Raw genomic sequence first — 14,298 nt, 5'->3', positions numbered from 1 at the left:
ATGCACAAGTAGGAGTCCCTATGAGCAGCGAAAGCAAATGCCCGTTTATGGGCGGAGTTCAGAAGTTCACGGCGGGCCATGGCACGTCGAACCGAGACTGGTGGCCGAATCAGTTGAACCTGAGCATCCTCCATCAGCACTCTCCCAAGTCAAACCCGATGGGTGAAGCCTTTAACTACGCTGAGGCGTTCAAAAGCCTAGACTATGCTGCCCTAAAAGCCGACCTCTTTGAGCTGATGACCACTTCCCAAGACTGGTGGCCCGCTGACTATGGTCACTATGGCCCCCTACTCATTCGCATGGCCTGGCACAGTGCGGGAACCTATCGCATCGGCGATGGTCGCGGCGGCGGGGGCACTGGGAGCCAGCGGTTTGCACCCCTCAATAGCTGGCCCGACAACGCCAACCTCGACAAAGCCCGGATGTTGCTCTGGCCCATCAAGCAGAAATATGGCGAGAAAATCTCCTGGGCTGACCTGATGATCCTAGCGGGCAACTGCGCCCTGGAATCGATGGGCTTCAAAACGCTGGGCTTTGCAGGCGGACGGGCCGACATCTGGGAACCGGAGGAAGATATTTACTGGGGGTCTGAGGGCGAATGGCTGGGGGATAAGCGCTATACGGGCGATCGCGAACTGGAGAATCCCCTGGCCGCTGTGCAGATGGGCCTGATCTACGTGAACCCAGAGGGGCCGAACGGCAATCCCGATCCCGTGGCTGCGGGGCGAGACATCCGCGAAACCTTTGGGCGGATGGCCATGAACGATGAAGAAACCGTGGCCCTGACGGTGGGTGGCCATACTTTCGGCAAATGCCACGGGGCAGCGAGTGCGACGCTGGTGGGGCCGGAACCGGAAGGAGCCAGCATCGAAGAGCAGGGATTTGGCTGGAAAAACAGCTTTGGCACGGGTATGGGTGCCCACACGATTACAAGCGGCATCGAAGGGGCCTGGACGACCAACCCGGTGAAATGGGACAACAACTATCTGGAAAATTTGTTTGGCTATGAGTGGGAACTGGTGAAAAGTCCGGCAGGGGCGCATCAGTGGACCCCGAAAGACGGAGCAGGCGCAGGGACGGTGCCCGATGCCCACGACCCCTCCAAGCGCCACGCCCCCATTATGACCACGGCGGACATGGCGATGAAGATGGACCCGATCTATGAGCCGATCGCGCGGCGCTTCCTGGCCCATCCCGAAGAGTTGGAAATGGCCTTTGCCAAGGCCTGGTTTAAGCTGACCCACCGCGATATGGGGCCGCGATCGCGCTACCTAGGCCCGGAAGTTCCCGCCGAAGAGTTCCTCTGGCAAGACCCGATTCCCCCCGCTACCTACGACTTGATTGATCAGCAAGATATCGCTGCACTCAAGGCTAGAATTCTGGCTTCGGGATTGTCGGTATCGCAACTGGTCACAACCGCTTGGGCTTCGGCATCCACCTTCCGTGGCTCCGACATGCGCGGCGGAGCAAACGGGGCGCGGATTCGCCTGGCCCCCCAAAAAGATTGGGAAGTCAACCAGCCCGCCCAACTGGCCGCCGTGCTGCAAACCCTGGAGGGCATCCAGCAGGAGTTCAATCGCTCCCAGGCGGGCGGCAAGCAGGTTTCCATTGCGGATCTGATCGTTTTGGGGGGCTGTGCCGCAGTCGAGCAGGCGGCCAAAAATGCCGGGTATGATATCACCGTTCCCTTCCAGCCGGGACGCACCGATGCAACCCAAGAGCAGACCGATGTGGAAGCCTTTGCCCCCCTGGAGCCAACGGCAGATGGATTTCGTAACTACCTCAAAGGGGATCACACCCTGTCGGCCGAGGAACTGCTGGTGGATCGGTCGCAGTTGTTGACCCTCAGCGCCCCTGAGATGACCGTCCTAGTGGGGGGACTGCGGGTATTGGGGGCAAACTTTGGGGGCACTCAGCACGGGGTCTTTACCCGGCGGCGCGAGACGCTGACCAATGATTTCTTTGTGAATCTGCTGGATCTGGGGACGACGTGGAGGGCCGTCTCCGATGCTCAAAACTTATTTGAAGGGCGCGATCGCAAAACGGGCGAACTCAAGTGGACGGGAACCCGCGTCGATCTGATTTTCGGCTCCAACTCGCAGCTCCGCGCCCTGGCAGAAGTCTATGCCTGTGCAGACTCGCAGCCGCGATTCGTGCGCGACTTTGTAGCCGCGTGGAATAAGGTGATGAATCTGGATCGCTTCGACCTGGCATAGGCGGGGTACAACCGTTGGTGAAGCGATCTCAAGGCAGGGGCATCGTTGAGTGATTCCAGGTTCAGGCGATTTGTCTACAGGGCAATCTCGAACGGGGTTGAACACCCAAGACGGCCTGAGAATGCGGTCTGAGAATAAAGTGAAACGGCTTCAGGTGGGGATATCTAGCATTCCTGCCTGAAGCCGTTAAACTCTGTACTTTAGTTTGGACTAACTGGCATCACAATAATGCTCAACAGGATGCCATAAAGAATCTGCTCAACCGTTCATAACAGTTGAACTTAAGGAATTGGATACAATCCTGCTCGCAGTTAAGCTGCTGTTGCAACCGGACTGTTCAGGGATTGTTCGGATGTCTTGCGTTTCGAGGCTCGTTTTTTGACCATCGGATAGCAGGGACGAGGAGTTGGCTTGTGCCCCTTGCCTCGTCCTGGCGATTTACCACGAGGTTTAGGCGCAGGAGCAGGGGTGCCAATCGCTGCCAAAATGCCTGCAAACGCTTGTGCGACCCGACCCGGAGTCAACGTTTCTTGCGGTGCCTGCCAGGGCAAGGGGTGGTCAGTACAGTCCTTTCGCGCTAACCACAACTGCCAACTGAGCAACGGCATCAGGCTGCTCCACTGTTCGGTTGCCGATACAGAACTGAACTGGGGATGTGTCCAATATAGCCTCTGCTTGGCAAAGCGATACCAGTGTTCAATGGCAAAGCGACGGAGGTAGTGCAACCACAGGGTTTCTAACGGAGGCATCTGCTCACCCAGCCAAACTAACCACAAAGGAGCCAAGCGTCGCGTGCTGCTCTGTGTCTCCAGCACCTCCACGCGCAACACTTCCATTGCCCGTTTGGGGGATTTGCGGAAATGGTATGCACTCCAACGACTGACCCGCACTCGTCCCCAGTTGGGATCATCGACTTCAACGGTTTCGACCGGGACACTCCAAGTGTCAGGGTCATTGAGTTTCATCTTATGTCCATGCTTGGCAGGTGCGCCTCGCCCTCGATACGCTGGGGGCGCGCCATAGACACATCGATTGGATGTAACCCGCAGCAGCAAGTCTGCCTCAATCCCTGCCGTTTGGTTGACAAAACTGGCATTGCCGTACCCTCGGTCGTAGATCGCCAACGGACGCACCGCTAACTGCCGAGTCACTTGTTTGAGTTGGAATGCCGCTTTACTGGCGGGTGTTTCAAAGCTGGTGATGCGCTCATGCCGCAATGGTAATGCCCAACTGCCCCTGTCTTCAGCAATCCAGGCTAAGGTACTGTAGTTTTGTCCGGCTATCGGGGCATGTCCTGTTCTGCCTGATAAGGTGCGGTCTTTCAAACGCCTGGCAGCAGGACGGTTCCACCGACTCGCATCACCTGCCAACAACGGTTGCTGCTGAGTCGGTATCTGCTGCACCAACAGCTTCAGCACCTTTGATCGGGGTAGGCGGCTATCGCGCAACGCTTCATAGGTGCTCGACCACTGGCGACGAAAGACAGGACTCTGCGATAGCCTCACAAACGACACGATGCACGCACTCACTAACACGGCATCCATCAGATCAAACAGGGCATCTCTGGCGTTTCCCAAGCTGGCATACAACGTTTGGCGAAATTGCTGAAGTTCGTTGAAAATCATGGGGTCAATGTTGGTTGTACTTCATTGACCTTACGGCAGTCGGTGCTTCTCATTGACTGCCTTCCTCTTCACCATTAGTCCAAACTAAAGTCTGTAAGTATCCTCAGCGATTCTGATTGGGGCGCTGCTTATCCACTGCGGCTCTGTGCAGGGGGCTAGCGCTTCTGAGCTTGTGGATGCTGAATGACGGCCGCCTCGCCGCCAGATGCTCCAGATGCCTCAAAGTTTGATCGGAAGAGTATAGTACTGCTTCCGGTTAAAACACACTGGACAAGAAACCCAGAGATTGGACTGGGCAAACTCGCTGGGGTGTTTTGGATCGGCACAAGGGGCTGCTCTGGAGGTTAAGTTATCGGGTTTGGATTAGGGCGCTGATTAACTGCTGGATCGCGGGTTGGTGCAGGTTTAGCAGACGATTGGCTTCTTCTCGTTTATCGAACTGGGGAGGATACTCCCCGTAGTCGAGGTTGATGGCGACTGACCCATCATTGCGGATACCGAAAAATAGGAGAGGGCGGTCAAACCCGTCGGGGTTGAACTGGTTTGGCAGGGTTCTGTCGTCCACAAAGACGGAGTAGACCAGGTTTGCTGGGTTGGATTCCATCTCGACAACTCGGATGGTCGTCACGGTGCGCGTGAAAATGTTGGGGTCGGTGTAAATGTAGCCCATCATGGCTAACCGTTGTCCAGGACGCTGGCTGGTAGGCAGGTTGGTTACGCAGATTTGCCCATTGTTGACCACCTGCCCGCTGCACAAATCAGCGTTGGCGGCAAAGTCGATGGGCTGACGACCTGCGCTTTGAGCGATAAGCAATGGGGAAGTTTGGGCGATCGCCCGCAAAGGCTCTGACAGCACCGCCGAGACTCCCAGCAAAACAGACCAAACCAAGGCAGACTTCATCATCGTTTTCTGAATTGTGAGGAACATAGTCGGCATCCACTGGATACTGTGGGCAAGAATATCGTGGGCAGGGAGCAAGATTTTGACGCAGACTAGGTGTGGGATAGGAGCTTTTTCCAGACTTAGTTCTAGGGGCGGTTAACCGATTCAGCAGGGTCAGAGAGCGTCACCACAGGGTCTTTGCCACGGGCGATCAGGGCAATGCGCTGGCTGGCAGGGTGCAGCAGGCAGATTTGGTCGCGGTCAAGCTGAAAGACCAGCCAATCGTCCGGCAGGTGGGTGGCGTGGCTGATTGCCCAAACTGCAAAAGGCGTTTCTAGGGCAAAGTGCTGGCGTGCTTGGGTGGCGCGGTTGATACCGAGCAGACCACCTGCCGAAAAGACGTGGGTGTAGTAATCCCAGTCCGTGTGTGCAGCGAGTTTGGGCACGGGGCCAAAGCGGGATTGGGGTTCGGGGCTGAGGGCATCAAAGGCAGCGCGATCGATGGCGATGGGTTCTGTTTCGCCTGAGGTCAGTCTTAGCGCCTGAGCGCCATCGGGACTGAGGTAGTGCAGGGTGTAGGCGGGGCTGGGCGGGAGTTGGGCTACGGGAACGACTCGTGTTTGGCTGATTAGGCTGGTCTGGCTGTTGAAGCTGTACCAGCCAAACAGGAGTAGGTAGCTGAGGCCGTGGATTAGCAGGGTCGCCTTGAGCGCTGTCTGGATAGGCCGCTTGCGCTGCCGCAGCAGGAGCCAGAAGAAGGGATACTCGATGACCAGAGTGAGTAAGAAAGCGAGTAAGGAGGCGATCGCCAGCCAGACCTGCACATTCGCAATCGTCAGTCCAGGATACTGCGACAGGCGATTTGCCAGCAGCAGCGCCCCCGCCCAGGCCGAGGCGTAGTTCGCAGCCAGCAGCACCCAGAGCGATCGCCCCCTGGGAGTGCCAAACCACCAGGAGAGTAGCCCCGCTTCTAGATAAGCAATCACCAGGTTGCCGACCACCAAGTGAATCAGACCTGTCCACAGCAGGGCGCTGCCGCCGTTGGCCCACGCGGGGCTGGGGCACAGAGCCAAAGACAGACCGATGCCAACGAGCAGCCTGAGAGCAGCAGCGATTGAACCGCCCCAGAGTTTCAAGCACTTAAAAATGGGTGGCATAGAGCGTTTCCTGGCGGCGAATAAGGGCGATTAATTGCGGTTGAGATACGTAAACTCTATACCGTTCTCGGCTTGGCAGATGGCTCCTCGATATTGACCACCGATGAGAGTGACACCGCAGGAGCCACGTATCTCTCTTGTTTCGCCACCATACATCAGCCCCACAACACGATAGCTTGAGGCATGATCCAAGCGAAATTCAGAAGCGGCATCAGTGACAAACGAAAAGGGACTGCCATTAAAGTAGTAGCTAAAGACCAGAGCGCCTTCAGAGTGAACCCTTGCGATTTGAAAGGCTTCACATCTGAGCAGGGTATTGCCTTGAGCTTGACAGCGACTGGGTGCATTATCTCGATGAACCACCTGGATATCGCTCGAAGCCGGAGCAGGGCGAGACGCGGGAGGCGCAGAAGGGGCAGAGTTCGCGCTGGGTGGGGCGGACTGGGGCTGCGGGGCAGGCTGGGCTTGGGGAGATGGGTTGCTGCGATCGCCCCTGTTGCTTCGCGGGAAGGATGAGTCAATTGTATTGATCGTATCTGTAACATCTCGAACGGTTTCACGAATGCGCCGGAAAATGTTAGCCGTCAACACTGGGCTAGATTCGCCAGGGATGGTGACTCCACGGACTTGAGTTGCGGCAAGGCTGGGAGAAGCGCTGAGGAGTGAAGCGAGAATCAGGCTGGGGAGTTGCAGTTTGCGAGTATGACTAGCGCGAATAAGGTAACGAGCGATGGGGTATGGCATGGGAGGCTTCCTTCAAGTTTTAAAGTCAAGTTCTAAAGTGGGGGCTAATTGCAAGTTTTTAGTTCTCTGTGGTCTGGACTTATTCAGCGCTATGGAATTGAGTGGAGCGCCCCAGTGCTATGAGACTGGGGCGTATTGAGGGCTACCAGTGGCGATCGCCATAGAAGGGGCTGATGGGAGCAACTGGCGCAGGAGCGGGCTGAGGAGCGGGCCGATTGTCTGGAACCACATAGTAGTCAGGACTACGTGACGGAGCAGAACCAGACCCGCCTGAACTCAAGCTATTTGAAAGTATCCATATCCAGAAGAGGGCAGCAGCCTGATCCGCTTGCTGTCTCAAAGCTCTCTGCTGGGCTAAATAGGCCTGCTGCTGTTCTGGAGAAAGACTTTCAAAATATCGCCGCCGCCGCTCTGCTTCTAGCCGATGTTGTTCAGCGATGCGCTGTTGGCGTTCTTCATACCGCTGTCTGCGTTCCTGGGCCTGTTGCCGCTGCTGTTCAGCCCGTCGCCTGCGTTCCTCTGCCCGTCGTCTGTAGGCTTCAGCCTGCTGCTGCAATCTAATGCGATTGACTTCACGGGGAGTTTGAGACAGGAGATAGTGAGTAGAAACTGGATTCTCCTGAAAATTTTGAACAGGTAGATGAGTGGTATTGAGCGCTTGCGGGGCTTCCAACGGGTTCGTTACGATTGCCGGATTGCCTGCGGCGACGTGGGCTGCGCTTGAGGGTTGGGCAGCGGCGAGGCTGGGTGCGCTTCCCAGTAGTGAGGTGAGAGCCAAGCCAGGTAAGCCTAGCGCAAGGGCGCACCGATGAGCGCGAGAAATCTGCATGGGGCAAGTCCTCATAAACGGGTTGAATTGCAGTTGCCGGGTCATAGTTCTGGATGGGACGCACTTATTCAGCCAATTTGCGATGACCACTTTTTGAAGGCCGGTCGTGCTAACGAGGAAGAACGTGTCCATCACAGGGGAAAGGCGAGGTAGTTCGCAGAAACGAACGCAACGGGGCGCAATTCCTCAGTCTGTAATGCTTTACCGGGTCGATCGCCAATCCCGGATGAATGTGTCTAGCAGACCTGTCAGCAGATCTCGTTCGGCCTGAGCGTAACTGACCCGATAACCTAGAGATCCATATCCTCCCCCCCTGCTGTAGATATCGGCTTCAATGGTGCGGCCATTGAGTTGGACGTTGTGAAACACACGGCCTCTGACACTAATCGCCCCACCATCGTCGGTACATTCAATGGCGATTACGTATCGCGGGGTAGCCACAGGTTGTCCGCGTGGGTTAGAGACAGCCGGAACGTCATGGCGATTGAGGTATTGCACCACCGCCGCTTGCAGTTGCTCTTCACGACTGCCCAAATGACAGAGTTTCATAACTCGCACAGGCATTTGCGAGAAGCCGCGCAGGGCATCGGCTTGCGAGCTGCTGGAGGCGATCGCACTTTCCCTAGCGGCACCCAGGACAGATAGGGCAGCACAGGCAACCAGTAGCGATCGCCCCATGATGGAGGACGGGGTTGTAGGAATCGGTTGTCGAGCCATTGTCAGGTTGGAAAAATTAGTTAACAAGTTAACACTGGCTCTTTCTAGTTCTGGCAAATAGCAACTGATTCACCCGGTGGTGCCTATAGCCCCAGGGGAAAACTGCAAATCGCCGCGATCGCCTCGGACTGGAGGGCAACCCAATCTGGCGTGGGATTGGCAACTGCAAAGAGGACATGCAGCGCATCGGCGGGCATGTCTTTTTCCAGGAAATAGGCGGCCTTGGCCTGGGCGATCGCCTCCCGATTGGCTCCCTGCTGCGCCAACTCCGTTTCCATCTGGGCCAGATCAGCGGCAATTTGATCCCGCTCTTTTCCGGCTGCCATGATGGAGAAGGGCAAACGGTAGAGCAGGTCATCGGCGGGCGTGTCGTAGAAGAGCCACTCGTACTCAGCGCCAGGTTCCAGCGCCAGATTGCCAAAGCGAGTCGTCACGAAGCCATCAGCGTTGGGGGTTGCCGAATCGGTTCCCAGCGTGGCGGGCGCGGGCTGGGTCAGGTCTTTCCAGGCGGGCCGCAGGTGCATTCGATTCACCTGCCCCTGCATGACAAACATCGGCTGCTGGTGCCAGACCACTTCGCGCCGTCCAGGGGTGACAATGCAAAAGGAGTCGTCGGGGGGGACATCGGGGCCGCGGGATAGCCCCGGCTCGCCCCGGCTGCGATCTTCTCGCTCGCGCTGAAAAAATTCCACAAAGCGCCGCCAGGAACCAGCGCCTTGAGAGTCTGCTTGGGAGGGGTCGGTGGGGTTTGCTAGGGCGATGGATGGGGACAGAGCGGATAGTCCCACCCACAGACCGACCCACAGGCTTAGGGGGATTGCTGGGGTTTTAACGAGGTTCATCCGTATTCTCCCGTAGTCTGGGTAAACTATAACACCACACCGCCAGGGATGGCAGTAGCCAGGGCAGCAGCACCCCGGCGCTGATGTAGAGTTGCAGAGACAGCAGCCCATATCCAGCGGTCGCAGCCACCAGCCCTGCTGCAACCAGGCGACGTGGGTAGGGGCGATCGCCCAAATACAGACTTAGAGCCTTGCCGCCCACCGCCGCCAGCAGAATCATCCACAGGTCGGGGATGGGGATGACCAGCCGATGGGCGAGGTGGTGGTGGGTCATGTAGGCGTGAGCTTCGCCACCTGTGAAGTGGGTGGCGGGGTGCAGCGTGCGATCGCGCCAATAGCGCAGGGCGGGCGGCGGCACCAGGTTGTCGGCTCCATCGGGGGCCAGCCCGGCCGCTTCGTAGCCCCCTGCGGCCACGATCACAATCGCGTCCTTAAAGTCGGGCGACGCTGCTGCATCCTGACGCAGCGACCAGGCAGGGATGGCAGTAAACGCCCGCTCTGGCGGCAGAGACAAATCAAGAATCGGCTGGAGCCAGTGCTGCCAGGCATCGTAGGACAACTCGGTGATTGGGTGCAGCGTAGCCCGTGGGGACAGATCCAGCTCGTGGGTTTGCGGGTAGCGGCGAACCTGCTCAGCTAGGGGCGGCCCCTGGAGCGTGGGCTGTGGCCCGAAGAGCGTCCCTGTGCGTCGCCGTTGACGGAGCCGTTGGGCCACAACAAGCTGGTGGCTAAACGGGCCGGGGCGATCGCTGTGGGGGCGGTAGGGCTGCACCCGTCGCCAGGGCAACCAGGCATCTCCCAACAGAACGCGGTCTGGATCGATGACATTGGGATGGGGCGGCAGCCAGCGGCCGTTCTGTCGCACCGTGCCAAACACAAACCAGGTTTGCTGCTGGGCGATCGCCTCGGTCAGAACCCTGTTCAGTTGCTCATCCTGCTCCGGCTGAGCCAAATCGAGCAGGTAGTCGATGCCCACGACGGCCGCACCTCGATCGACCAGCGCGGCGACAATATCAGCCACCATCGCCCGGTTGATTGGGTGGTAGGTGGAAATATCCCACTGGCGGAAGCTTTCGCCATCGATCTGCACCAGCACCACGGCGGATGGGTCGTCGTCTCCCAGTTGCCCAGTGAGGTCCCGATAAACGGCCTGGGCCAGCACCCGCCGATCCAGCAGCCAGGCCTGGGGCGAAACTGGAAATTCCGTCGGCGGCAGCGTTGGGATCAGGCTCACCAGCGCCAGGGCCGCGACGATCCGGGCTTCGCGCCCGGTGGGCCGCCAGCGCCGCAGCCGCGATCGCCAGCCTTGGGGTTCCAGGCGATAGGGCACGGAGGTCGGGTGGCGAAACAGCGACGGCACCAGGTAGGCCGAGGGATAGGTGAGGCTTTGCTCGGCTCGGAGACTCTGACAGGCTCCGTGCAGCGCCTCCTGCACGTTGTGCCCCTGGGTTAGCCGTTGCAGCAGTTGCACCAAAAACGCCTGGGCGACTTCGTTATGAATCGGCTCTCGCATGATGGCGACCTGGCTGAGGCCGAGGTTAATGAGCCCCTGGGCGATGTCGAGGCCGCTGCACGAGTTGAAGAGGGCAAACTGGAGTCCCCGCTGCTGGGCGGTTTGCAAATAGGGAGTCAGGTCTTTGAGGGTGAGGGTGGTTTGGGGGGCGATCGCCACTTGTCCGCCCACCAGGGCCGCCTCATTGCTGTGGCCCGCAAAAAACAGCACGTCCCACCCCAGCGGATCGGCGATCGCCTCACACACTCGCTGCTTCAAGGCAATGGGGTCTTCTCCCGGTTGCCAGCCCAGGTATTGAACCTCCAGGAGTCGCCGCTGGGCATTGAGGGTCTGTCGTTCGCCGCTAAAGTTCAGCCCTGTTTCGTCGCCCAAAATTGCCAGCACCCTGGCCTTGCTGCGTCGGCCAGTGGGTCGGTGGGCTGTGGTGGCTCGGATCGTGGCGGGCGATCGCACGATTTGCACTGGCGCACCCAGTTCCCAGGTTTCCCAAGGCAGTCGAGCCAGATCCAGCGGCGTGCAGGTGAGAAACAGTTCCGCAACCCCTTGAGCCTGGGCCGCCGCCACGACTTCTTGGCGCAAATCGTAGAGATCGCCCTGTTTCAGCCAGGTGTGAAACTCCGACAACAGCCCCGCCTCTGCCTGCACCAGTTGGCTATGCCAGTCGATCGCGGGGGCGACCACCTGCCCTGCGCCCCCTGCCCGCCCCCGCAATGCCTGCTTGTAATAGCCCAGGTAGGCCCGCTGCCAAGCTGCATAGAGCGACAGCAGCCCCTCTGGCAAGACCACACTGGCGGTGAGCCGCTGCCCCTCGCCCCAAGACAGGTCAAACAGACAGCTTTGGTCGATTTTGTGGACGGTGAGGCGATAGACCATTGCTGCCCCCTCATGCTTCGGGATGAAACACAAAGGGCGGCCAGCTCAGGGTCGCCCCATCCGGCAGGGTAACGGAAACCCTGAAGGCTTCCTCCCAGGTGCCAAAGACCTGGGCATAGAGGTGGTTTGCGCCTGAACCCGGAGAGAGGGTGCTATCGGCCAGGATCGTTTCGGCATCGCGCACCACCAGGCGCGTCCCCGGCAAGATCTGCTCACCGGGGGTCGGCCCCAGCACCAACAGCAAACACCATTCCGGCTGGGGCCCTTCCAGATGCGTCCAGGTGAGGGCACAAAGGCGCAGGGGCACGCCCGCCCGTTGCAAATCTGTATAGGCTCCCCTGGCCGTGGGGGGAATCACCACCCCAGCCGGTTCTAGCTGACGCAGCACGGTGGCCAGGGTTTCCGCCGGGCCGTGGCTCGACCGCAGCGCGGGGGACATCACCAGCGGCGGCAGCAGCGCCCAGGTCAGGGTACTGGTCACGGTGTTGGCTAGCGTATCGAGGCGATCGCCCAGCCAGCGCCATACATTAATCGCCTCCTGGGTTGGGGAAGCGGCTTGGGGCAGTTGACCCCCTGTTTCCAACTGGGCGGGGCTGAGGCAGTTGAGATAGAGCAGAATTTCCTCAGGAGCCGTGTCGAAGCAGGCTACGGGAATGAGGGATGTGCCGTTGGGGTGTCGAAGGAGCAAGTCTTGCTGGGCCAGCAGGCGATCGCGCCGCAGACCACCCAGAATCGTCACCTGGTCGGCCTCTTCGCGCACCTCCACCAGCAGATATAGATGAGCAAAGGTGTGGGCATCTTCTAGAGTGCGTTGTGGAAGAGGCACCTGGCCATCGCTGAGGGTTCCCTGGGGCACAATGCAGAGGCGAAACCCGTTGACCGTTCCCTGCACCTCCGAACCCGGCGGCTGGGCTGGGTCGTAGGTCAGCGTCAAGCCTGAAGCGCCGTCCTCCAACCACTGCTGCACCCCCCGCAGCGCCAGCGCCCGCAAAAACGTCATCCACTGCTGCTCTGGGGACACTTGCTGGCAAATCTGCACTGCCCAGTCCACCGCAGCAGGGGGCAGCACCACCGTTGTCGGTTGCAGCGGTTCAAACGCATAGTCTGAGAGTTCGGTGGAATGGCGCATGGGGTGCAGGCTCAGAGAGGGAATAGAGACAAAGGGAATGGAGACAAAGGGAATAGAGGCTATTATCCGTGGGTTCATGGGGTTTGACCTGTCAGAAAGGTGTGGATTTTGGCGCAGAGGCGAGCGGCAAATCGACTCTTGACCTTGCGGGGTTTGGGGGACTGGGCCTCGGCGGCCGCATCTGCCATCAGGGTGTCTACCTGCTCAGACAGGAGGGTTTCTAGGGTGGCATCGAGGGTTCGGAGGCGATCGGCAGATACCAACTCTGCTGCTTCCTGCCGCACCGCTGCGGTGAGTTGGGGAATCAGGATATGGCGCACGTCCGCCCGCAGCCGCTTTAGATTCAGCAGGCGTGTGACCTGCACTTGAGAGGTCAGCCCGATGCGGGGCGCAATTTGGGTCATGGAAACTCCCTCGCAGAGGCGCAGGTGTAGCCCCTGGACATAGGGCCCATCCTGGGGCGGGGTGCGGCGGCTCAACCGAGACACGTTGGCGGCGATCGCCTCCGCAATGGTCTGCCCAAGCAACTGGTCGAGGGCCTGACGATAGCGGCGGAGAAATGTGTTGGAGTCGTCTTCGGCCTCAAAACGGGTCTGAGATCCGCCCAGGCGCTCTAGCTCGCCGTCGTCCTGGGGCTGGTAGATTTGGGGGTTGCCGCTGCGGGCGTGGATGCGGTACTGGCGCAGTTGGCTGGCCAGGTGTTTGAGCTGGGCCTTGACCGCTTTGGGGCTAAGGGACGGCATCATTTCCTGGAGTTGGGCGGGGGTCGGTTCGGGGCAGCGCCCGGTTTGTCCAGCCTGTCGCTGGCGGAGGCGATCGCGCTGATACACCGCCTGATAGCGAGCCAGAAGTTCTACGGCCTGGTCAATTTCAAAGTCGCTCCAGAGGTGATACTCCCTCAAAATTCGCCGCACCCGCTCCCTCTCGCTGTCATTCAGAATGGCCCAGTCGCTAGCCAGGTAGATGCCCTTTTCCAGCAGCAGGCGCGTTAGGGCTGGGTGGCTCTTGGTTAGCAAGTTGCACCAAGTGCCCAGGCTGGCTTTGGCGGGGTCAAAGCTGGTGAGAATCTCCAGGCTGAGGGGGCGATAGGTGGGTTTGGCGTGGCCATTGTCATCCAGCACCAGCGGAAACAGATCGGCTGCTTCTAGCCCGTGGCGATCGCCATAGCGCTGGGCCAAACTGACGCAGGTATTGCGAATCTGGTGGGAAATCCAGCAGCGCAGGCTCATCTGGGCCAGGTCGTGACCGCTGTCTTGCCCCTGCCATACGCCCCACAACGCCTGTTGCAGCCTGCGGTCTGCCCCCTCCAAATCGAGCAATGCATCAGCATAGGTGTCCTCTAGCCAGGTCTTCACGGTAGGCAGTTCTATCGGTTGGGACTGGCCGGTGCTAGTCAATCGCACCAGTTGCCAATAGCGAAAAACGTTATCCATGAATCCTATGACCGAATCAACAGCAGCATTTCAATCAAAGAGGCGACCCCGCCTAAACCATAGCGTGACCCTGCGCGTGGGCTTTGTTCTCAGAAATCCAGCCCCTCAGATCCCATCCGTCTGCTTGAAAACTAAAACAGTGGACTTTCGCCCTAACTTCCTCCTCAAAGGGGGCTAGGCTGCGGTGTACATACAAGTCTTCTATGCCTGAGTAGCGATGCTGTGATCCCCCCTAACCCTCCTTAAATAAGGGGGGAACCGAGCCACTCCGAAAGTCCCCCTTACCAAGGGGGATTTAGGGGGGTCTTGCAAAATAAGGGGGGAACCGAGCCACTCC

General features: G+C 59.1%; 11 protein-coding genes. 1 reads left to right on the top strand and 10 read right to left on the bottom strand.

The window, feature by feature from the left end; genetic code table 11:
* The first annotated feature begins 20 nt into the window (after positions 1-20).
* The gene (gene katG / locus HPC62_RS15260) at positions 21-2,216 is read left to right on the top strand and encodes a catalase/peroxidase HPI (protein WP_172357040.1); all 2,196 of its coding nucleotides are present in this window, start codon (positions 21-23) and stop codon (positions 2,214-2,216) included.
* A 311-nt stretch (positions 2,217-2,527) separates the two neighbouring features.
* Here katG and HPC62_RS15255 read toward each other — a convergent pair whose 3' ends face one another.
* The 10 genes from HPC62_RS15255 to HPC62_RS15210 all read right to left on the bottom strand — a co-directional run bounded on the left by HPC62_RS15255 (position 2,528) and on the right by HPC62_RS15210 (position 13,961).
* Entirely contained in the window at positions 2,528-3,841 is a 1,314-nt protein-coding gene (locus HPC62_RS15255; RefSeq protein WP_172353244.1) for an NF041680 family putative transposase, read from the bottom strand.
* A gap of 349 nt (positions 3,842-4,190) precedes the next feature.
* Positions 4,191-4,730 (bottom strand): hypothetical protein, encoded by a 540-nt coding sequence (locus HPC62_RS15250; protein ID WP_172357038.1) that lies wholly within the window; start codon positions 4,728-4,730, stop codon positions 4,191-4,193.
* Between the two features lie 140 nt (positions 4,731-4,870).
* Positions 4,871-5,881, bottom strand: coding sequence for a hypothetical protein (locus tag HPC62_RS15245; RefSeq protein WP_172357036.1), 1,011 nt, complete (start codon positions 5,879-5,881; stop codon positions 4,871-4,873).
* A gap of 30 nt (positions 5,882-5,911) precedes the next feature.
* Complete coding sequence (locus tag HPC62_RS15240; RefSeq protein ID WP_172357034.1) at positions 5,912-6,625, bottom strand: hypothetical protein; 714 nt, start codon at positions 6,623-6,625, stop codon at positions 5,912-5,914.
* Between the two features lie 142 nt (positions 6,626-6,767).
* On the bottom strand, positions 6,768-7,454 hold the full coding sequence (locus HPC62_RS15235) for a hypothetical protein (RefSeq protein ID WP_172357032.1): 687 nt from the start codon (positions 7,452-7,454) through the stop codon (positions 6,768-6,770).
* A 201-nt stretch (positions 7,455-7,655) separates the two neighbouring features.
* Entirely contained in the window at positions 7,656-8,171 is a 516-nt protein-coding gene (locus HPC62_RS15230; protein ID WP_172357030.1) for a hypothetical protein, read from the bottom strand.
* A gap of 83 nt (positions 8,172-8,254) precedes the next feature.
* Entirely contained in the window at positions 8,255-9,013 is a 759-nt protein-coding gene (locus tag HPC62_RS15225; RefSeq protein ID WP_172357028.1) for a hypothetical protein, read from the bottom strand.
* A complete protein-coding gene (locus HPC62_RS15220; RefSeq protein ID WP_225910557.1) occupies positions 9,000-11,432 on the bottom strand; it encodes a CHASE2 domain-containing protein in 2,433 nt (810 codons plus the stop codon). Before HPC62_RS15220 ends, HPC62_RS15225 begins: the two co-directional genes overlap by 14 nt.
* Positions 11,410-12,606: a DUF1822 family protein gene (locus HPC62_RS15215; RefSeq protein WP_225906642.1), complete on the bottom strand. Its 1,197-nt coding sequence runs from the start codon at positions 12,604-12,606 to the stop codon at positions 11,410-11,412. The genes HPC62_RS15220 and HPC62_RS15215 overlap by 23 nt, the downstream gene beginning before the upstream one ends.
* Entirely contained in the window at positions 12,603-13,961 is a 1,359-nt protein-coding gene (locus HPC62_RS15210) for a hypothetical protein (RefSeq protein ID WP_172357027.1), read from the bottom strand. Before HPC62_RS15210 ends, HPC62_RS15215 begins: the two co-directional genes overlap by 4 nt.
* Between the last annotated feature and the right edge of the window lie 337 nt (positions 13,962-14,298).

The organism is Thermoleptolyngbya sichuanensis A183, assembly GCF_013177315.1.
GTDB lineage: Bacteria > Cyanobacteriota > Cyanobacteriia > Elainellales > Elainellaceae > Thermoleptolyngbya > Thermoleptolyngbya sichuanensis.
Note: the sequence above shows the minus strand (reverse complement) of the source record. Positions and strands in the feature narration are given on the sequence as shown.

What these genes read in the sequence shown, in the direction of transcription:
- HPC62_RS15235 (WP_172357032.1), bottom strand. Translation starts at nt 7,454, where the DNA reads ATGCAGATTTCTCGCGCTCATCGGTGCGCCCTTGCGCTAGGCTTACCT.
- HPC62_RS15210 (WP_172357027.1), bottom strand. Translation starts at nt 13,961, where the DNA reads ATGGATAACGTTTTTCGCTATTGGCAACTGGTGCGATTGACTAGCACC.
- HPC62_RS15245 (WP_172357036.1), bottom strand. Translation starts at nt 5,881, where the DNA reads ATGCCACCCATTTTTAAGTGCTTGAAACTCTGGGGCGGTTCAATCGCT.
- HPC62_RS15215 (WP_225906642.1), bottom strand. Translation starts at nt 12,606, where the DNA reads ATGAACCCACGGATAATAGCCTCTATTCCCTTTGTCTCCATTCCCTTT.
- katG (WP_172357040.1), top strand. Translation starts at nt 21, where the DNA reads ATGAGCAGCGAAAGCAAATGCCCGTTTATGGGCGGAGTTCAGAAGTTC.
- HPC62_RS15230 (WP_172357030.1), bottom strand. Translation starts at nt 8,171, where the DNA reads ATGGCTCGACAACCGATTCCTACAACCCCGTCCTCCATCATGGGGCGA.
- HPC62_RS15225 (WP_172357028.1), bottom strand. Translation starts at nt 9,013, where the DNA reads ATGAACCTCGTTAAAACCCCAGCAATCCCCCTAAGCCTGTGGGTCGGT.
- HPC62_RS15255 (WP_172353244.1), bottom strand. Translation starts at nt 3,841, where the DNA reads ATGATTTTCAACGAACTTCAGCAATTTCGCCAAACGTTGTATGCCAGC.
- HPC62_RS15240 (WP_172357034.1), bottom strand. Translation starts at nt 6,625, where the DNA reads ATGCCATACCCCATCGCTCGTTACCTTATTCGCGCTAGTCATACTCGC.